Annotated in this window: 17 protein-coding genes; 10 read left to right on the top strand and 7 right to left on the bottom strand. The window is 60.8% G+C overall.

Features of this window, described 5'->3' with window-relative positions:
• Nucleotides 1–38: 38 nt before the first annotated feature.
• From B195_RS02875 to B195_RS02860, 4 genes are all read right to left on the bottom strand, one after another.
• Complete coding sequence (locus tag B195_RS02875) at nucleotides 39–326, bottom strand: YceK/YidQ family lipoprotein (protein WP_003444232.1); 288 nt, start codon at nucleotides 324–326, stop codon at nucleotides 39–41.
• On the bottom strand, nucleotides 319–948 hold the full coding sequence (ubiX, locus tag B195_RS02870) for a flavin prenyltransferase UbiX (RefSeq protein WP_003444235.1): 630 nt from the start codon (nucleotides 946–948) through the stop codon (nucleotides 319–321). The genes B195_RS02875 and ubiX overlap by 8 nt, the downstream gene beginning before the upstream one ends.
• Nucleotides 945–2,294, bottom strand: a complete 1,350-nt coding sequence (gene mpl, locus B195_RS02865) for a UDP-N-acetylmuramate:L-alanyl-gamma-D-glutamyl-meso-diaminopimelate ligase (RefSeq protein WP_003444238.1) — start codon at nucleotides 2,292–2,294, stop codon at nucleotides 945–947. Before mpl ends, ubiX begins: the two co-directional genes overlap by 4 nt.
• A gap of 112 nt (nucleotides 2,295–2,406) precedes the next feature.
• Nucleotides 2,407–4,293, bottom strand: a complete 1,887-nt coding sequence (locus B195_RS02860) for a sigma-54-dependent Fis family transcriptional regulator (RefSeq protein WP_003444241.1) — start codon at nucleotides 4,291–4,293, stop codon at nucleotides 2,407–2,409.
• 347 nt (nucleotides 4,294–4,640) lie between these two features.
• Here B195_RS02860 and B195_RS02855 point away from each other — a divergent pair, with 347 nt between their 5' ends.
• From B195_RS02855 to ppa, 7 genes are all read left to right on the top strand, one after another.
• Entirely contained in the window at nucleotides 4,641–6,161 is a 1,521-nt protein-coding gene (locus B195_RS02855) for an aldehyde dehydrogenase family protein (protein ID WP_003444244.1), read from the top strand.
• 162 nt (nucleotides 6,162–6,323) lie between these two features.
• Nucleotides 6,324–7,772 (top strand): ethanolamine permease, encoded by a 1,449-nt coding sequence (eat, locus tag B195_RS02850; protein ID WP_003444246.1) that lies wholly within the window; start codon nucleotides 6,324–6,326, stop codon nucleotides 7,770–7,772.
• Nucleotides 7,773–7,824: 52 nt separating this feature from the next.
• Nucleotides 7,825–9,225, top strand: a complete 1,401-nt coding sequence (locus B195_RS02845) for an ethanolamine ammonia-lyase subunit EutB (RefSeq protein ID WP_003444248.1) — start codon at nucleotides 7,825–7,827, stop codon at nucleotides 9,223–9,225.
• Between the two features lie 2 nt (nucleotides 9,226–9,227).
• Nucleotides 9,228–10,037 (top strand): ethanolamine ammonia-lyase subunit EutC, encoded by an 810-nt coding sequence (gene eutC, locus B195_RS02840; protein WP_003444251.1) that lies wholly within the window; start codon nucleotides 9,228–9,230, stop codon nucleotides 10,035–10,037.
• A 246-nt stretch (nucleotides 10,038–10,283) separates the two neighbouring features.
• Nucleotides 10,284–10,931, top strand: coding sequence for a DedA family protein (locus B195_RS02835; protein ID WP_003444252.1), 648 nt, complete (start codon nucleotides 10,284–10,286; stop codon nucleotides 10,929–10,931).
• 15 nt (nucleotides 10,932–10,946) lie between these two features.
• Nucleotides 10,947–11,768, top strand: a complete 822-nt coding sequence (locus tag B195_RS02830) for a zinc-dependent peptidase (protein ID WP_003444253.1) — start codon at nucleotides 10,947–10,949, stop codon at nucleotides 11,766–11,768.
• 113 nt (nucleotides 11,769–11,881) lie between these two features.
• On the top strand, nucleotides 11,882–12,409 hold the full coding sequence (gene ppa, locus B195_RS02825) for an inorganic diphosphatase (protein ID WP_003444254.1): 528 nt from the start codon (nucleotides 11,882–11,884) through the stop codon (nucleotides 12,407–12,409).
• Between the two features lie 463 nt (nucleotides 12,410–12,872).
• Here ppa and B195_RS02820 read toward each other — a convergent pair whose 3' ends face one another.
• From B195_RS02820 to B195_RS02810, 3 genes are all read right to left on the bottom strand, one after another.
• Nucleotides 12,873–13,067: a heavy-metal-associated domain-containing protein gene (locus tag B195_RS02820; RefSeq protein ID WP_003444255.1), complete on the bottom strand. Its 195-nt coding sequence runs from the start codon at nucleotides 13,065–13,067 to the stop codon at nucleotides 12,873–12,875.
• Between the two features lie 63 nt (nucleotides 13,068–13,130).
• The gene (gene cueR, locus B195_RS02815; RefSeq protein WP_100917147.1) at nucleotides 13,131–13,619 is read right to left on the bottom strand and encodes a Cu(I)-responsive transcriptional regulator; all 489 of its coding nucleotides are present in this window, start codon (nucleotides 13,617–13,619) and stop codon (nucleotides 13,131–13,133) included.
• Nucleotides 13,620–13,660: 41 nt separating this feature from the next.
• Nucleotides 13,661–16,165: a heavy metal translocating P-type ATPase gene (locus tag B195_RS02810; protein WP_003444258.1), complete on the bottom strand. Its 2,505-nt coding sequence runs from the start codon at nucleotides 16,163–16,165 to the stop codon at nucleotides 13,661–13,663.
• A gap of 800 nt (nucleotides 16,166–16,965) precedes the next feature.
• Between B195_RS02810 and B195_RS02800 the strand changes: the two genes are divergently transcribed.
• From B195_RS02800 to dxs, 3 genes are all read left to right on the top strand, one after another.
• On the top strand, nucleotides 16,966–17,208 hold the full coding sequence (locus B195_RS02800; RefSeq protein WP_003444260.1) for an exodeoxyribonuclease VII small subunit: 243 nt from the start codon (nucleotides 16,966–16,968) through the stop codon (nucleotides 17,206–17,208).
• Nucleotides 17,205–18,092: a (2E,6E)-farnesyl diphosphate synthase gene (gene ispA / locus B195_RS02795; RefSeq protein WP_003444262.1), complete on the top strand. Its 888-nt coding sequence runs from the start codon at nucleotides 17,205–17,207 to the stop codon at nucleotides 18,090–18,092. Before B195_RS02800 ends, ispA begins: the two co-directional genes overlap by 4 nt.
• A 129-nt stretch (nucleotides 18,093–18,221) precedes the next feature.
• Nucleotides 18,222–20,120 (top strand): 1-deoxy-D-xylulose-5-phosphate synthase, encoded by a 1,899-nt coding sequence (gene dxs, locus B195_RS02790; protein WP_003444264.1) that lies wholly within the window; start codon nucleotides 18,222–18,224, stop codon nucleotides 20,118–20,120.
• Nucleotides 20,121–20,168: the final 48 nt, after the last annotated feature.

Below are 20,168 nucleotides of genomic sequence, written 5' to 3'. Positions count from 1 at the left end.
GTCCTGCGCAGCACAGAGCCAGCAGCCTTTGGCAGCGACTACAAACCACCGCTGGCCTGATAGCCCACACCCAGCACCGTCAACACCGACAAGGGCAACAGCAGCGTATCGAGCAATGCGCTGGCTGGCAGGTCCAGCCCCGGGTAGCGCGGGGCATCGGCACCAAAGCGGTCCATCGCACAGCACCCGCCCTGTAACGCGTACATGTCCAGTCGGGTGCCGGAATAGACAATCGGCGCCCCCGGCTTGGCCGCGTCCAGCGTGCGAACACTGGCGCAACCACAGACATGCATAGCCGCAAGCATCAGCAGCACAACCTTACTCATCGCCGCCCACATGGTGCTCGCCCCAGCGTGGCAGCATGTCTTGCGGGATATTGAGCAGGTTGAGAATTCGCGCCACCACAAAGTCCACCAGGTCATCGATGGTTTGTGGCTGGTGATAGAAGCCCGGCGAGGCGGGCAGTATCACCGCCCCCATGTTCGACAGCTTGAGCATATTCTCCAGATGGATGCTGGAATACGGCGCCTCACGGGGCACCAGAATCAGCTGCCGGCGCTCTTTGAGCGTGACATCCGCAGCCCGCTCAACCAGGTTGTTGCAGGCGCCGGTGGCAATGGCCGACAGCGTCCCCGTAGAACAGGGCACCACTACCATGGCGGCCGGTGCTCCGGAGCCTGACGCCACCGGTGACATCCAGTCTTCCTTGCCGTAGACGCGAATCTGCCCGGCGGCAGCTCCTGTGTATTCGGTCAGAAAAGTCTGCATGGCCTGTGGCTTGGGCGGCAGGCTGACATCGGTTTCAGTGGCCATCACCAATTGCGCGGCCTTGGAAATCAGGAAATGCACCTCACGGTCTTCCCGCACCAGGCAATCGAGCAGGCGCAGCGCGTATTGCATGCCAGAGGCACCGGTTACCGCCAGGGTGATGCGTTCCGGGCCACTCATTGCAGGGCTTCCGCCAATTTGCCGTGCAGGCCGCCAAAGCCGCCGTTGCTCATGATCACCACCTGAGTACCGGGTTTGGCATGGCGCTTGACCTCGGCAATGATCGCCTCCAGCGAATCGCATACCAGAGTCGGCACAGGGCTTGAGGCCACCGTCGCCGCCAGATCCCAGCCCAGATTGGCCGGGGCATACCAGACCACGTGATCGGCCTGCACCACACTTTGCGGCAAGCCGTCGCGATGGGCGCCCAGTTTCATGGAGTTGGAGCGCGGCTCGATGACGGCAATCAGCGGCGCGTCGCCGATGCGTTTGCGCAGACCATCAAGGGTCGTGGCAATGGCAGTCGGGTGGTGGGCAAAGTCGTCGTAGATGGTGATGCCGTGAACTTCAGCGACTTTCTCCATCCGCCGTTTCACGCTTTTAAACGCGCTCAATCCGTCAATCGCCAGGCTTGGTACCACACCCACATGGCGTGCCGCCGCCAGGGTCGCCAGGGCATTGGCCACGTTGTGCTGGCCGGTCATGTCCCACTCGACGGTGCCTTGAACGCTGCCTTCAAACAACACTTCAAAGCGCGAACCGTCTTCGCTGAGCAGTTTGGCCTGCCATTGGCCGGCATCGCCTGTGGTTTGCACCGGGGTCCAGCAGCCCATCTCGATCACGCGCTGCAAGGCCGGCTCGGTGGTGGGATGAATCACCAGGCCTTCGCTCGGGATGGTGCGCACCAGGTGATGGAACTGGCGCTCAATGGCCGGCAAGTCCGGGAAGATGTCCGCGTGATCGAACTCAAGATTATTCAGGATCGCGGTGCGCGGACGGTAATGCACAAATTTTGAACGCTTGTCGAAGAAGGCGCTGTCGTACTCATCGGCCTCGACCACGAAGAACGGCGTATCACCCAGACGGGCCGACACCGCAAAGTTTTGCGGCACACCACCTATCAGGAAGCCCGGGGCCATGCCCGCATGCTCCAGAACCCAGGCCAGCATGCTGCTGGTGGTGGTTTTGCCATGGGTGCCAGCCACAGCCAGTACCCAGCGGCCTTGCAGCACGTGATCGGCCAGCCATTGCGGGCCCGATACGTAAGGCAGGCCTTTGTTCAGCACGTATTCGACGGCCGGGTTGCCACGGGACAGCGCGTTGCCGATCACCACCAGATCGGGTGCCGGGTCGAGCTGGGCCGGATCATAGCCCTGGGTCAACTCAATGCCTTGAGCTTGCAGCTGGGTACTCATTGGCGGATAGACGTTAGCGTCGGAACCGGTAACGTGATGACCCAGTTCTTTGGCCAGAACAGCCAGCGAACCCATGAAAGTGCCGCAAATACCAAGAATATGAATGTGCATAGTCGACCTCGAAAATCATCGGCGAAGGGTATCGCAGGGGGTTGTTTTTCGCACCTGATGATTCAAATGCCTTCTTTTGCGGGAGCCGCCCGGCCGGCTCCCGCAAAATAAGCTATCGCTCTATCCCGTGCTTGCGCAGCTTTCTGTACAGCGTATTGCGACTGATCCCCAGCTGCACGGCGGCATGGGTCATATGCCAGCGGTGCAGCTCCAGTACCTCGAGCAGGGCCAGTTTTTCAGCGTTTTCCAGCGGCTGCGCACAGGGGACGGCAGCCGTGGCGGGGGCCTGGCGAATGGCCATGGGCAAGTCATCGAACTCGATCGTCTGGTTTTCACACAACGCCGCCAGAGTGCGCAACACGTTGCGCAGTTGGCGGACGTTGCCCGGCCACTGAAAATCCAGCAAAGCCTGGCGTGCCGCTGGCTTGAGCACGAGGTGCTGGTCAGCCGCTTCTTCGGCCAGGAGAAAATCCAGCAACTGCGACTTGTCACTGCGCTCGCGCAACGCCGGCAAACCGATTTCCAGACCATTGAGACGGTAATACAAGTCTTCGCGAAAACTGCCGTCAGCCACGCGCTCCTGCAAGTTGCGGTGCGTGGCGCTGATGATGCGCACATTGACTGCCAGCGGTTCACCGCCAATCGGCACCACCAGGCGATCTTCCAGCACTCTCAAGAGACGGGTTTGCAGCACCAGGGGCATATCGCCAATCTCGTCCAGAAACAGGGTGCCGCCATCGGCCTGCTGCAACTTGCCCTGCATCCCCTCTTTGCGCGCTCCGGTAAAGCTGCCGCCGCGATAACCGAACAGCTCGCTTTCGATCAGGCTTTCGGGGATCGACGCACAATTGAGGGCGACGAATGCTTTGCCGTTACGCAAGCTGGCCTGATGCACCGCTTTGGCAAAGGCTTCTTTACCCGAACCGGTTTCGCCATTGATCAATAACGGCACATCCCGCTCGAACACCCGCAAGGCACGACGAAAATCGGTCTGCAGGGCCTGGTCCCCCAGGCAAATGCTACTCACCCGGGGCACCACGGCTTCGACCTGCGGCTTGACCGCGCACGGCACGCTGCGCGGCTGACCACGCACCGCCGCATACAAGCGGCGACCGTCGCGGGTGCGCAGGGGCCAGTTGGTGCTGGCCTGGGTGCTGGCACGGGCGAACAGTTCGTCCCGCGGACAATCGAACAGGCTGTCGACTGTTAACCCCAGCAGACCGCCCCGCTCATGCCCCAGCAAATTCAGGGCGCTCTGATTGACTGCGCAGATGGCGCCGTCGCCATCGAACGCCAGCATCCCTTCGCTGAACAGCCCCACCGACTCGGCCTGCAGGTGAAAGCGCAGCAGCCACTGGTTTTCGAAGTGCCGCAGAAAATAACTGTTTTCGATAATCCGCGCCGAGAGGTTGACCAGGGCCATGGTGTGAAACTGGCTCTGGCGCGAAACGTCATGCCGCGCCGAGGACACGTCCAGCACCGCCAGCAATTCGCCCTGGGGATCGAATACCGGACTTGCCGAACAGGTCAGCCCGGTATGGCGGCCACGAAAATGTTCGTCCTGATGAATGGTCAAGGCCTGGCGTTCCACGACACAGGTGCCAATTCCGTTGGTACCCTCGCGGGCCTCGCTCCAGTCAGCTCCCAGCCACAGCCCGGCCCGCTCGAACACTTTGCGTTCGGTCGCCGCCGTTACACAGTTGAGAATGACCCCGCGGGCATCGGTCAGCAGTACCGCGTGCCCGGCCCCCGACAGTTGCTGATGCAGACTGTTCATCTCGTGCCCGGCGATTTGCAGCACCTGCTGCAAACGCTCGCGACCTTCCAGAATGCGCCCGTGCTCCAGCACCGTCGGTGCAATGGTTTGTGCGGGATCGAGGTGGTAGTCCTCCAGGCAGCGCTGCCAGGAACGGACAATAGAAGGGTCGCACCCCTGAGGGCGGCCCTGGGTGACATCGAGAACCTGCCGGGCGTGCCGGCTTAAATCACTGCTGTGCATTCTTATTATTCTCCGCGCTGTATCGGCGGTCTCATGTCCGGCAGGGGCACATTTACCCTCTTCGCCAACATGGATCCAGGTCCAGACCGAACACTCAGCATCTGCTTGCCGGCCGGGCTTTGCAATCGCCAACTGACCCGTCGGTCATCATCTGCACCTGTTTTGGTACAAAGTGTCACGGCAACTGTATCGAGCCCGTGACAGCGACTGCCACCCCTACTGCCCCTATATCCATGTGAGCCCCAGCCTAGAGCCCTGCAGACAATATGGCCCGGCCTTTGCTCTTGCATATGACAACGCCACAGCGCGTCCTCCCATAAGCACAATAAAGCCAGGAGACACTCCCCATGCGTTACGCACAACCCGGTACCGAAGGCTCTGTCGTCTCGTTCAAGAGCCGCTACGGCAACTACATCGGCGGCGAATTCGTGGCGCCCGTCAAAGGCCAGTACTTCACCAATACCTCGCCTGTGAACGGCAAACCCATCGCCGAATTCCCGCGTTCAACAGCAGAAGACATCGAAAAAGCCCTGGATGCCGCCCATGCCGCTGCTGACGCCTGGGGCTCGACCTCGGTTCAGGCCCGTTCGCTGGTGCTGCTTAAAATTGCCGATCGTATCGAACAGAATCTCGAACTGCTGGCCGTGACCGAAACCTGGGACAACGGCAAGGCGGTACGCGAGACCCTGAACGCCGACGTCCCCCTGGCAGCTGACCATTTCCGTTATTACGCCGGTTGCATCCGCGCCCAGGAAGGCAGCGCGGCAGAAATCGACGGCAACACCGTGGCCTATCACATCCACGAACCGCTGGGCGTGGTCGGGCAGATCATTCCGTGGAACTTCCCGCTGCTGATGGCCGCCTGGAAACTCGCTCCGGCGCTGGCTGCCGGTAACTGCATCGTGCTCAAACCGGCCGAGCAAACCCCGCTGAGCATCACCGTGTTCATGGAACTGATCGGTGATCTGCTGCCTCCGGGCGTGCTGAACGTGGTGCAAGGCTTCGGCAAAGAAGCTGGCGAGGCGCTGGCCACCAGCAAACGCATCGCCAAAATCGCCTTTACCGGCTCGACCCCGGTGGGCTCGCACATCATGAAATGTGCCGCCGAGAACATCATCCCTTCCACCGTTGAACTTGGCGGCAAGTCGCCGAACATCTTCTTCGCCGACATCATGCAGGCCGAACCGACTTTCATTGAAAAGGCGGCCGAAGGTCTGGTGCTGGCATTTTTCAACCAGGGCGAAGTGTGCACCTGCCCTTCCCGCGCGCTGATTCAGGAATCGATCTACGACGACTTCATGAAAGTGGTGATGAAGAAGGTCGCGTCGATCAAACGCGGCGACCCGCTGGACACCGACACCATGGTTGGCGCCCAGGCCTCGGAGCAGCAGTTCGACAAGATCCTGTCTTACCTTGAAATCGCCAAGGCTGAAGGTGCCGAGCTGCTGACCGGCGGCCAGGTAGCCAAGCTCGAAGGCGACCTGGCAACCGGCTACTACATCCAGCCGACGCTGCTCAAGGGCACCAACAAAATGCGTGTGTTCCAGGAAGAAATTTTTGGCCCGGTGGTCAGCATCACCACCTTCAAGGACGAAGCCGAAGCCCTGGCGATTGCCAACGACACCGAGTTCGGCCTGGGTGCCGGCCTGTGGACCCGCGACATCAACCGCGCCTACCGCATGGGCCGCGCCATCAAGGCCGGTCGCGTCTGGACCAACTGCTACCACCTGTACCCGGCCCACGCCGCGTTTGGCGGCTACAAAAAGTCCGGGGTCGGCCGTGAAACCCACAAAATGATGCTCGACCACTATCAGCAGACCAAAAACCTGCTGGTGAGCTACGACATCAACCCGCTGGGCTTCTTCTAACCTCTCTGACCTCCGTAGGCGCGAGCTTGCCCGCGAGCCGTAAAAAGCTCGCGAGCAAGCTCGTTCCTACAGAGCAAGCCGCTCTACATCAGGCCCCATGGCCCAGCTCTTGCTTTGCTCCCTGTCATATTTTCCAAACTATAAAAGAACAGGTGCACTCACATGCCTAGCGAACCCATTGGCGCTCCGGCGTCAGCTTCCTCGGTCGACTTTGAAAAGGTCGGCTCCGAATATTTTCAACAACGCGAACTGAAAAAAGGCGCTGCCGGCTGGGTCCTGCTGGTGGGCCTGGGTGTGGCCTATGTCATCTCCGGCGATTATGCCGGCTGGAACTTCGGCCTGGCCCAGGGCGGCTGGGGCGGAATGTTCATCGCCACATTGCTGATGGCCACCATGTACCTGTGCATGTGCTTTTCGCTGGCCGAACTGTCATCGATGATTCCCACCGCTGGCGGCGGCTATGGCTTTGCCCGCAGCGCATTCGGGCCGTGGGGCGGGTTCCTGACCGGCACCGCGATCCTGATTGAATACGCCATCGCCCCCGCGGCAATTGCCGTATTCATCGGCGCTTATTGCGAGTCGCTGTTCGGGATTGGCGGCTGGATGATCTATCTGGCGTTCTACATCATCTTTATCGGCATTCACATTTTCGGCGTGGGTGAAGCCCTTAAACTGATGTTTGTCATCACCGCCGTGGCCGCGATTGCCCTGGGCGTGTTCCTGGTATCGATGGTGCCGCACTTCAGCGTCGCAAACCTGCTGGATATTCCGGTTACCGAGGCCAAAGGCGCCAGCACCTTCTTGCCATTCGGCTATGTCGGCGTGTGGGCCGCAATCCCTTATGCGATCTGGTTTTTCCTCGCCGTCGAAGGCGTGCCGCTGGCCGCCGAAGAAACCAAAAACCCTAAGCGCGACCTGCCTCGCGGCCTGATCGGCGCCATGCTGGTACTCGTCACCTTTGCCCTGCTGATTCTGGTCATCGGCCCCGGCGCTGCGGGCGCGCACCACTTGATGGCCTCGGGCAACCCGCTGGTTGAAGCACTGAGCAAGGCCTATGGCGGCTCAACCTGGATGGGCAGTTTCGTCAACCTGGTGGGTCTGGCCGGTTTGATCGCCAGTTTCTTCTCGATCATTTACGCCTATTCGCGTCAGATCTTCGCCCTGTCCCGTGCCGGCTATTTGCCGCGTAAATTGTCCGAAACCAACAAAAGCAAAGCGCCGGTACTGGCGCTGATCATCCCCGGCATCATCGGTTTTGGCCTGTCACTGACCGGCCAGGGGGACTTGCTGATTCTGGTGGCGGTGTTTGGCGCGACCATTTCCTACGTGCTGATGATGGCTGCACACATCACCCTGCGTATTCGTCGCCCCAAAATGGAGCGTCCATACCGCACTCCGGGCGGAATCTTCACTTCAGGCATCGCTTTGGTGCTGGCTTGCGTCGCGGTCGTGGCCGGTTTCCTGGTGGACCCGCGCGTTGTGATTGGCGCTGCCGTGATCTATGGCGTATTAATTGCCTACTTCGCTTTTTACAGTCGGCACCACTTGGTGGCCGGTACGCCTGAAGAGGAATTCGCGGCGATCCAAAAAGCCGAGCAAGCCCTGCACTAGTCGCTGAGAAACCCGCCAGACGCGTGGCGTCTGGCGTTGAGGAGCATCCTGAATGGCAACTTTTTCTCACGCGGTAGGCACTCAGACTTACCGTTTTGACAGCCTCAAAGACCTTATGGCCAAAGCCAGCCCGGCACGCTCCGGGGATTTCCTGGCTGGAGTGGCCGCGCTCAACGACGGTGAACGGGTCGCTGCGCAAATGGCCCTGGCTGACATCCCGCTCTCCTGGTTCCTGCAGGAAGCGCTGATTCCCTACGAATCCGATGAAGTTACCCGGCTGATCATCGACAGCCATGACCCGCTCGCCTTCGCCGCCGTCAGCCATCTGACAGTGGGCGGTTTTCGTGACTGGCTGCTCAGCGACGCCGCCGACGAACAGAGCCTGCGTGCCCTGGCGCCGGGCCTGACCCCGGAAATGGCCGCTGCGGTGTCAAAAATCATGCGCGTGCAGGACCTGATTCTGGTGGCGCAGAAGATCCGGGTGGTCACCCGTTTTCGCGGCACCATGGGCCTGCGCGGGCGGCTCTCTACCCGCCTGCAACCCAACCACCCCACGGACGATCCGGCGGGGATTGCCGCCAGCATTCTCGATGGCCTGCTGTACGGCAACGGCGACGCCATGATCGGTATCAACCCGGCCACCGACAGCATCGCCTCGATCTGCGACCTGCTGAACATGCTCGACGCCATCATCCAGCGTTATGAGATCCCGACCCAATCCTGTGTGCTGACCCATGTCACCACCTCGATTGAAGCGATCAACCGTGGCGTACCGCTGGATCTGGTATTCCAGTCGATTGCCGGTACAGAAGCCGCCAACGCCAGCTTCGGGATCAATCTGAATCTATTGCAGGAAGGCTACGAGGCCGGTTTAAGCCTCAACCGCGGCACCCTGGGCAACAACCTGATGTATTTCGAAACCGGCCAGGGCAGCGCGCTGTCGGCCAACGCGCATTTCGGCGTCGACCAGCAAACCTGTGAAACCCGGGCCTATGCGGTAGCGCGGCATTTCAAACCGTTTCTGGTCAACACTGTGGTGGGTTTTATCGGCCCCGAGTACCTGTACAACGGCAAGCAAATCATCCGCGCCGGGCTTGAGGACCACTTCTGCGGCAAGCTGCTGGGCGTGCCGATGGGTTGCGACATCTGTTACACCAACCACGCCGAAGCCGACCAGGACGACATGGATAACCTGCTGACCCTGCTGGGTGTGGCCGGGATCAACTTCATCATGGGCATTCCGGGCTCGGACGACATCATGCTCAACTATCAGACCACCTCGTTCCATGACGCGCTGTATGCGCGAAAAACCCTGGGCCTCAAACCTGCCCCCGAGTTCGAGCAATGGCTGAGCAAGATCGGGATTTTCACCCAGACCGATGGCCGCATCGAATTCGGCCATCAACTGCCGCCGGCATTTCGCCAGGCACTGGCTCATCTGGGAGGACGCTGAACATGGCCACTACCCCCACCGACAGTCTCAACCCCTGGCTGGAACTGCGCCGCCTGACCCCGGCGCGCATTGCCCTGGGCCGCACCGGCACCAGCATGCCCACCGGGGCCCAGCTGGATTTTCAGTTTGCCCACGCCCAGGCCCGGGATGCGGTGCATTTGCCGTTTGACCACGCAGGGCTGAGCAGCCAGCTTGCCGAGCGCGGACAGCAAACGCTGCTGCTGCACAGCGCCGCCATTGATCGCCACAGCTATCTGCAACGGCCGGATCTGGGGCGCAAACTTGACGACGACTCGGCGCAGCAATTGCGCGACTACGCCCTGGCTCATCCTGGCGCGATCGATGTCGCCATAGTGGTAGCCGACGGGCTATCGGCGCTGGCGGTTCATCGCCACACCCTGCCCTTTCTGGACCGCATGCAGGAGCAAACGGCCACTGAAAACTGGAGCCAGTCACCGGTGATTCTGGTGGAGCAAGGACGGGTCGCCGTCGCCGATGAAATCGGCGAACTGCTGGGTGCAAAAATGGTGGTGATGCTGATCGGCGAACGCCCCGGCCTCAGCTCCCCAGACAGCCTGGGTCTGTACTTCACCTACGGGCCAAAGATCGGCTTGACCGATGCCTATCGCAACTGCATCTCTAACGTGCGGCTCGAAGGGCTGAGCTACGCCATGGCCGCCCATCGGCTGGTTTACTTGATGCGTGAAGCCTGTCGTCGGCAATTGTCGGGGGTCAACCTGAAGGACGAAGCACAGGTACACACCATAGAATCAGCGGCCCCCAGCGAGAATTTCCTGCTCAAGGGTGAATAAACACTGGGCCAGACTCTGTAGGAGCGAGCTGTGTGCTTGGCGAGGCACGCTCGCTCCCAGGGTTGATTAGCCAGCCGCTGCGAGCCAATACACGCCTCGCTACAAACTCAACCAACAAGACTTGCACCAATCCGTATAATCCGCTTTTTTAAGAGATGTACGAAAAAACTACATCTCTTGTAGTTAAATACCCTTCCCTTTCCCGCACGGACCTGCAGAGCCGGGTCATCAGCACAGGTGCTTTACATGGATTTCAACCCGATCGACATTATCCTGCATCTCGATGTGTACCTGGACATGCTGGTAAGAGATTACGGGGTGTGGATCTACGCCATCCTGTTTTTGGTGATCTTCTGTGAAACCGGCCTGGTGGTCATGCCGTTCCTGCCGGGTGATTCCCTGCTGTTCATTGCCGGCGCAGTGGCTGCGGGCGGTGGCATGGACCCGGTATTGCTGGGCGGCCTGCTGATGGTGGCGGCAATTCTGGGCGACAGCACCAACTACGTCATAGGACGAACCGCCGGCGAGCGATTGTTCAGTAATCCGAACTCGAAAATATTCCGCCGCGATTACCTGGAAAAGACCCACGATTTTTACGAACGTCATGGCGGTAAAACCGTGACCATGGCGCGCTTCCTGCCAATCTTCCGCACCTTTGCGCCTTTTGTTGCCGGCGTGGCACACATGTTCTACCCGCGCTTCCTGATGTTCAGTGTCTTCGGCACCATCCTCTGGGTCGGCGGCCTGGTAACCCTGGGCTACTTCTTCGGCAACGTGCCCTTCATCAAGTCCAATCTGTCGTTGCTGGTAGTGGGCATCATCCTGCTGTCTCTGGTACCGATGATCATTGGTGTGATCCGCAGCCGCATGGGCCGCAGCCCATCCAAAGCCTGATAGGGGGCCGCCCGTATGTGGTCTCTGAGTGAATGGCGGCGCCAGCGGATTCTGGCGCAACACCCGGTCGCGGCAAACGTATGGCATGACGTGCGCCAGCACCTGAGTATTCTCGACGGGCTGGACGACGCCCAGGACAAATGGCTGCGTGAGCACAGCGTGTTATTTCTGCAAGAAAAACACCTGACCCCCATGCCCGGGGTTGAACTCACCGATGCAGGCCGCCTGTTGCTGGCCGCCCAGGCACAGCTGCCGCTGCTCAACCTGGGCGAACTGGACTGGTATCAGGGTTTCCACGAAATAGTGCTCTACCCCGATGATTTCATCAGCCCCCAGCGTCATCGCGACTCCAGTGGAGTCGAGCACGAATGGCAAGGCACCCACAGCGGTGAGGCCTGGCAACATGGCCCGGTGGTGCTGGCCTGGCCTGGCGTGTTGTCCAGTGGCGGCTGGGAAGGCTACAACCTGGTGATTCACGAACTGGCGCACAAACTCGACATGCTCAATGGTGCCGCCAATGGCATGCCGCCCTTGCACAGCAGCATGCACCTGGGCGACTGGACCGAGGCCATGCAACAAGCCTACGACCATCTCAATCACTACCTCGATCACCACGACCCGGCTCACGCGCCCATTGATCCGTATGCGGCCGAAAACCCGGCAGAGTTCTTCGCGGTCACCAGCGAATACTTCTTCAGCGCACCGGACCTGCTGACCCACGCCTACCCCAAGGTGTACCAGCAGCTCAGCCTGTTCTACCGGCAAGACCCGCTGACCCGGCTGCAAACGCTACAAAGCGGGCACCCCGAGTACCGAGGGTCCGTTAACCGGACGTGACGCACCACTAAACCGGCCAGACGTGACGGCGTTAGCGGAATACGCCTATAATCGCCGCCACTTTTTGGCCAAATCGGCCAAGTAAACTGGCCTATACACGGGGGCACCGCCCAATGAGCTACAGCAAGATTCCGGCTGGCAAAGACCTGCCGAATGACATCTACGTCGCCATCGAGATTCCGGCGAACCACGCGCCGATCAAATATGAAATCGACAAAGACAGCGACTGCCTGTTCGTTGACCGCTTCATGGCAACCCCGATGTTCTACCCAGCCAACTACGGTTTCATCCCTAACACCCTGGCTGACGACGGTGATCCCCTCGACGTGCTGGTTGTTACCCCTTATCCGGTAGCGCCAGGTTCGGTAATCCGTGCCCGTCCGGTTGGCATCCTGCACATGACCGACGACGGCGGTGGCGATGCCAAAGTCGTTGCAGTCCCTCACGACAAGCTGTCCCAGCTGTACGTTGACGTGAAAGAGTACACCGACCTGCCACCTTTGCTGATTCAGCAAATCCAGCACTTCTTCGAGAACTACAAAGATCTCGAGAAAGGCAAATGGGTGAAGATCGAAGGTTGGGGCGATGCAGAAGCAGCCCGTACCGAGATCATGAAGTCGGTAGCGGCCTACAAAGGCTAAGTGAACCCCGGCCTGCGTTGCTGCAGGCTTGGCTCACACCAAAACCTCGGTTCGCCGAGGTTTTTTTATGCCTGAAAATTGAGCTGTTTTCGCTGGGAAACGACATTGAATCCCAGTATGATTCGTGCCACATAAGCACCGCGCCCTGCATCGAGCAGGCCGGATTGCAGGCAAGGCAGCAATAAGCCGCCACGCCCCACCCCTGACACTCAGGGCCTGGATGTCTAAATTGAAGGCGAGTACGGCTTACCAAAAATAAGCCAAACCCGCCCCCGAGAAGCCGGCCACAAGCCGGTTTTTTAATGCCTGCCACAAAGCCGCAGCCTGCCAGCCCTGCAGGGGCGAGCTTGCTTGCGAGCACCGGCGCCACAGCCCTTCAGGCAGGCCGCCATCGCTGGCAAGCCAGCTCCCACATGGTTGTCGACAGCCAACATCAATCCTGCAAACTCGCCGGTGCTGCTGATCAGTGTTTGTCCGGGTATCCGGCTTCGCTGAGCGCTGCGTGGAACAGGCCCTCGTCCAGCTGGCTTTCGACTCTGGCTTCACGGGCCGCCGGGTCGGTTTCGATTCGCGCTTGCGGGTCGACGGCCAGTAGCGCTTTGGTGACGGATCGGGCGCAGCCGCCGCAGGTCATGTTGGGGATATGAAAACGATGCATGGGGATCTCCTGATTATTTAAGGTGAACCGCTACGTTGAAGTTTGCCAGCGTGACAAGGTCAATCACTTTTCAGCAAACTGCCGCTGGTGGGCTGAGGCCGGTGTGTCGAGCCCGAACCGCGGTGTCCGGCGCGGGGCTTGCGGCGCTGCAGCCAAAGCATTGAGCTCGGCCAGCCCGGCTATGATCGGGCAGTCCGGACGGTCATTGCCGCGACAGTGACTGGCCAGACTTTCGAGGGTTTGCGCCATCGCCTGCAGTTCGGCGATTTTCGCTTTCAGACCCGCGACATGGGTCAGCGCCATGGCCTTGACCACAGCGCTGACACGATCACGGTCGCGCCACAACTCCAGTAACTCCGAGATCTGTTCAACAGAGAACCCCAGGTCGCGGGCGCGCCGGATAAAGCCCAGGGCATTGGCGTCATGGGGGCTGTAAAGCCGGTAGCCGGCCTCGGTTCGAAGGGCTTTGGGGATCAAGCCAGTCTGTTCGTAGTAGCGGATCATCTTCGCCGAAACCCCGGAAAAACTGGCCGCCTGACCGATATTCATCATGTTCCTCTCCCTGGCTCCTGCCCGCGAAAAACTGCCCCCGTTTACACGCCACTCACCGCCATCGGCGCCTTGAAGCCCTTGAGCCGGAGCGCGTTGACCAGCACAAAGATGCTGGAAAGCGCCATCGCAGCCGCCGCAAAGATCGGCGACAGCAATGTGCCGTTCACCGGGTATAGCGCTCCCGCCGCGACCGGGATCAGCACTGCGTTGTAAGCGAAGGCCCAGAACAGGTTCTGCTTGATGTTGCGGATCGTCGCCTGACTCAGGGCGATGGCATTCGGCACGCCACGCAGGTCGCCTGACATCAGCACCACGTCTGCCGCCTCGATGGCCACATCGGTACCGGTGCCGATGGCCAGCCCCACGTCCGCTTCGGCCAGCGCCGGGGCGTCGTTGATGCCGTCGCCGACGAAGGCCACCCGTGCACCATTGACCCGGAATTTCTTCAGTGCCGCGACCTTGCCGTCGGGCAGGACCTCGGCCGCCACCTCATCAATCCCCAACTGGCGGGCGATGGCATTGGCCGTGGCCGCATTGTCACCGGTGATCATCGCCACCTTGAGGCCCAGGGCGTGCAGCGCCTTGATCGCCTCTAAAGTGGTCTCCCTGATGGGATCGGCCACCGCAATCACCGCCGCCAGACGACCGTCGATGGCGGCATAAAGCGGGCTCTTGCCCTGTTCCCCCAGACGTTGGGCGGTCGCGACAAAGCTCGACACATCCAGCCCCAATAGCGTCATGAAACGGTCTGCGCCGACCGACACGGTCCGCCCCGACACCTTGGCCGTCACCCCGAAACCCGGGGTTGCCTCGAAGCTGTCGATGGAACCCATCACCAGACCACGTTGTTTCGCCGCGCTGACGATGGCTTCGCCGATCGGGTGTTCGGAGCGGGTTTCGACCGCCGCCACCAGCCCCAGCACTTCGTCGTAATCAAAGCCTTCGGCAGGCACCAGATCGGTCAGTTCCGGGCGGCCCTTGGTCAGGGTGCCGGTCTTGTCGAGGGCGATCACACTCACATCCCGCAACGCCTGCAAGGCTTCGCCTTTACGAAACAGCACCCCCAGTTCCGCCGCGCGCCCGGTACCGACCATGATCGAGGTCGGCGTAGCCAGCCCCATGGCGCACGGGCAGGCGATGATGAGTACCGCCACCGCATTGACCAGGGCAAAGGTCAGCGCCGGGGTCGGCCCGAAGATCAGCCAGACCACAAAGGTCAGGGTGGCCGCTGCCATCACGGCCGGGACGAACCACATGGTGACCTTGTCCACCAGCGCCTGGATCGGCAGCTTGGAACCCTGGGCCTGCTCGACCAGACGGATGATCTGCGCCAGCACCGTGTTGGCCCCGATTCGGGTCACGCGAAAACTGAAAGCGCCGGTCTTGTTGATCGTGCCGCCAATTACTTGAGCACCCGCAGTTTTATGCACCGGCACCGGCTCGCCGCTGATCATGCTCTCGTCGACATAGGAGGCGCCTTCGACAATCTCGCCATCGAGGGCGATTTTCTCCCCCGGACGTACCAGCACCACGTCCCCGGTTGTCACCTGCTCGAGGGGCAGTTCAAGGGTTTCACCGTTGCGCTCTACCCGCGCGGTTTTGGCCTGCAGCCCGACCAGACGTTTGATCGCCTGTGAGGTTCGGCCCTTGGCCCGGGCCTCCAGCGAGCGGCCAAGCAAAATAAGAGTGACGATGACCGCGGCCGCTTCGAAATACACATTGGCGGTGCCCTGGGGCAGCACTTGAGGGGCAAAGGTCGCGACCAGCGAATAACCGTATGCCGCCGAGGTCCCGACAGCCACCAGCGAGTTCATGTCCGGAGCACCGCGCAGCAGGGCCGGAACGCCCTTGCGGAAAAAACGCAGCCCCGGCCCGAACAGCACCAGGGTGGCCAGCACGAACTGGATGTTCCAGTTGGTCTGCTGACCGATGACCGTCATCACCCAATGATGCATGGCGGGAATCAGGTGCGAGCCCATCTCCAGAATGAACACCGGCAAGCTGAGGATGGCGGCAATCAGCAAGGACCGCTGCAGCCCCCGGGCCTCGCCCTCGCGCCGCTGGTCGTCCTGCTCGCCCGCATCCGGGAGGTCGGCAGACAAGCGTCGCGCCGTATACCCCGCCCGCTCGACTGCGGCCTCAAGGTCGGCAGCAGAAACGGCACCGGCGAGGTGAGTGACCCGGGCGCGCTCGGTGGCCAGGTTGACGCTGGCCTGCCGCACGCCGGGCACCTTCGCCAGCGCCTTCTCGACCCGGCCCACACACGAGGCACAGGTCATGCCTGCAATCGACAGCTCGGTGGTTTCTTCACGCACCGAGTAGCCCACGCGCTCGATGGCATCTACTACCGCCTGCGGATCGGCCACGCCACTGAAGCTGACATCGGCGCGCTCGGTGGCCAGGTTGACCACGGCCGACTGCACACCCGGGACCGCCTTGAGCGCACGTTCGACCCGACCGACGCACGAGGCGCACGTCATGCCTTCAACCGGCAGACTCAGGCGCGCGGATGCTTTGGACTCTGGTTGAAGCGAAACGCTAGCCATTGGAAATTCTCCTTGAATGTCACGATTGAGCCGATCTTGAAGCTTCCCAGCATGGTAAGGTCAAGGGGCTTGACCGCCATAAGATCTCTGCGCAGTGCATGCCGCATATCGTAGTCGCTACCAAGCAACGCGCGGCTGCGAGCTGTTGAAAACGCCAAAGCAAGCATCCCGGTGTATCCCCTGCTCCGGGGTTTAAGGTTTTACGGACGTTGCCCGATCGCAGAGATGCCATCGCTGGCAAGCCAGCTCCCACAAGATACGCCAGCCACCACAAACCCCTGTAGGAGCGAGCTTGCTCGCGATCCGCTGCACCTCGGTCGTTCCGCCAGACCGCAGAGATGCCATCGCTGGCAAGCCAGCTCCCACAAGATTACCGCCAGCCACCAAAAACCCCTGTAGGAGCGAGCTTGATCGCGATCCTCTAGCCCCCCGGTCGTTCCGCCAGACAGCAGTGATGCCATCGCTGGCAAGCCAGCTCCCACAAGATCCGCCAGCCACCACAACCCCCTGTAGGAGCGAGCTTGCTCGCGATCCTCTAGCCCCCCCGGTCGTTCCGCCAGACCGCAGAGATGCCATCGCTGGCAAGCCAGCTCCCACAAGATCCGCCAGCCAGTACAAATCCCTGTAGGAGCGGGCTTGCCCGCGATCCCCAGGCCGCGCGATCTTGCAGATCGGCCATTGTGTTGCCATCACGGGCATTCAGGTCCCCGTCAGGGCGGACAGGCAGGGGCCGAGGATTTGCCCCGGAACCCGCCGTCTGCTAGTGTCAGCCGGTTTTAACGCCTACCGAGAATGCCGCTATGGCCCGCAAAAAAGTTGCCCTGGATTTCGAACAGTCCCTCGCTGACCTGCAATCATTGGTCGAGCGTCTGGAAAATGGCGAGCTGTCACTGGAAGATTCGTTGACCGCCTTCGAGCAAGGCATCCGCTTGACCCGTGATTGCCAAGGCGCACTGGCTCAAGCTGAACAGAAAGTGCAGATTCTGCTTGAGCGTGATGGTGAACTGGCCCAAGAGCCCTTTGAAGCGGAACAGCCAGAATGATTGATGCCTACCAGACCAGCAGCCAGGACCGCGTCAACGCGGCCCTTGAGCGCTTGTTTGTCGCTCCGTCTGCGGAGTTGGTCCGCCTCTATGAAGCAATGCGCTACAGCGTAATGAACGGCGGCAAACGGGTCCGCCCGCTTTTGGCCTATGCCGCCTGCGAAGCCTTGGGTGCCGCGGCCGAGCAAGCCAATGGTGCGGCCTGTGCAGTGGAGCTGATCCACGCCTACTCGCTGGTGCATGATGACTTGCCAGCAATGGACGATGACGACTTGCGTCGCGGCCAGCCGACCACCCATAAAGCGTTCGATGAAGCCTGCGCGATTCTGGCCGGCGACGGCCTGCAAAGCCTTGCATTCAGCGCCCTGCTGGATCCGCAACTCAATACTCTGGATGCTGAGACACGCTTGCGCATGGTCGCAGCTCTGGCCCTCGCTGCCGGCCCGGCGGGCATGGTTGGCGGACAGGCGATCGATCTCGGTTCGGTCGGAATCAAACTTGATCAGACCGCTCTCGAATTCATGCACCGGCACAAGACCGGCGCTCTGATCGAGGCCAGCGTACAGCTGGGCGCCCTGGCCAGCGGCCATGCCAGTGCTGATGATCTGCAGGCTCTGAACATCTATGCACGGGCGGTTGGCCTGGCATTCCAGGTTCAGGACGACATTCTCGACGTTGAAAGCGATACCGCAACCCTGGGCAAACGCCAGGGCGCCGATATTGCACGGGACAAACCGACCTACCCGGCACTGATGGGTCTGGATGGCGCCAAAGCCTATGCACTGGAGCTGCGTGACCAGGCACTCAATGCGCTGCAATCTTTTGACACTACAGCCGATCCGCTGCGCGCACTGGCTCGATACATAGTCGAACGTCGCCACTAGACCTGGAAAATCCGGTTTTTCAGGCAGTGTCTAATGCCAAGGTCTGACTAACGATTGCCTCCGCGCGTGGGCAGCTTACGTTCCTTAAGGTAAACTGCCACCTCTTCTATATTTATAACGATTCGCCTGATGCCAACGACGTTTCAAGAGATCCCCCGCAAGCGCCCGACTACGCCCCTGCTCGACCGAGCGGGCACGCCTGCGGGCCTGCGCCGACTGGCTGAAGCCGAGCTGGAACCCCTGGCCGACGAATTGCGCCAGGAATTGCTCTATACCGTCGGCCAGACGGGCGGGCATTTTGGCGCCGGCCTGGGCGTCATTGAACTGACGATTGCGTTGCACTACGTGTTCGATACCCCGGATGACCGGCTGGTATGGGACGTGGGTCATCAGGCGTATCCGCACAAAATCCTCACCGGCCGCCGCGAGCAAATGGCGACATTGCGCCAGAAAGACGGGATCGCCGCTTTCCCGCGCCGCGCCGAGAGCGAGTACGACACCTTTGGCGTCGGCCACTCCAGCACCTCAATCAGTGCCGCACTGGGCATGGCCATCGCTGCCCGCCTGCAAAATAGCGAGCGCAAGGCCATCGCCGTGATCGGTGACGGCGCGCTGACCGCCGGCATGGCTTTTGAAGCCCTGAACCATGCGCCTGAAGTCGATGCCAACATGCTGGTCATCCTCAACGACAACGACATGTCGATCTCGCGCAATGTCGGCGGCCTGTCCAACTATCTGGCCAAAATCCTCTCCAGCCGTACCTACGCCAGCATGCGCGAAGGCAGCAAGAAAGTGCTGTCGCGTCTGCCAGGCGCGTGGGAAATTGCCCGGCGCACCGAAGAATATGCCAAAGGCATGTTGGTACCCGGCACCCTGTTTGAAGAACTGGGCTGGAATTACATTGGCCCTATCGATGGCCACGACCTGCCGACCCTGATCGCCACGTTGCGCAACATGCGCGACCTCAAGGGTCCGCAGTTCCTGCATATCGTGACCAAAAAGGGCAAAGGCTTTGCCCCGGCCGAGGCTGACCCGATCGGCTACCACGCCATCACCAAACTTGAGCCGCTGGACGCACCGAAAGCAGCGCCAAAAGCTGCGAGCGGGCCGAAGTACTCTGCGGTATTCGGCGAGTGGCTGTGTGACATGGCCGCTGTCGATCAACGCCTGGTCGGTATTACCCCGGCCATGAAAGAAGGCTCGGACCTGATCGCGTTCAGCGAGCGTTTCCCGTTGCGTTATTTCGACGTGGCCATTGCTGAACAACACGCCGTGACCTTTGCCGCGGGCATGGCCTGCGAAGGCGCCAAGCCTGTGGTGGCGATCTACTCGACATTCTTGCAGCGCGGTTACGACCAGCTGGTGCATGACGTAGCCGTGCAGAATCTGGACGTGCTGTTCGCTATCGACCGCGCGGGCCTGGTGGGCGAAGACGGCCCCACCCATGCCGGCAGTTTTGACCTGTCTTACCTGCGGTGCATCCCGGGTATGGTGATCATGACCCCGAGCGATGAAAACGAACTGCGCAAAATGCTGACCACCGGCCACCTGTACAACGGTCCGGCGGCAGTACGCTACCCGCGGGGCAGCGGACCGAATGCAAGCATCGAAAAAACCCTTGAACCGCTGGAAATCGGTAAAGCCGTGATACGTCGCAAAGGCAGCAAGGTGGCGATGCTGGTGTTTGGCGTGCAATTGGCCGAAGCACTGCAAGTGGCGGAAAAAATCGACGCCACCGTGGTCGACATGCGCTTCGTCAAACCTATGGATGAAGCACTGGTGCGCGAAATGGCCGACAGCCATGAACTGCTGGTGACCATTGAAGAGAACGCCATCATGGGCGGTGCGGGTGCGGCAGTCAGCGAGTTGCTGGCCCGTGAAAACGTGCTCAAGTCGGTATTGCATCTGGGCTTGCCGGACGTCTATGTCGAACATGCCAAACCGAGCCAGATGCTCGCCGAATGCGGGCTGGATGCGGCAGGTATCGAAGCATCGGTGCGCCAGCGCATGCAACTGCTGGGGCTCTGAGCCAATCAGACTTACTGCAGGAGCGAGCTTGCTCGCGAGCTTTCCAAC

Source organism: Pseudomonas sp. Lz4W, assembly GCF_000346225.2.
GTDB lineage: Bacteria > Pseudomonadota > Gammaproteobacteria > Pseudomonadales > Pseudomonadaceae > Aquipseudomonas > Aquipseudomonas paraversuta.
Note: the sequence above shows the minus strand (reverse complement) of the source record. Positions and strands in the feature narration are given on the sequence as shown.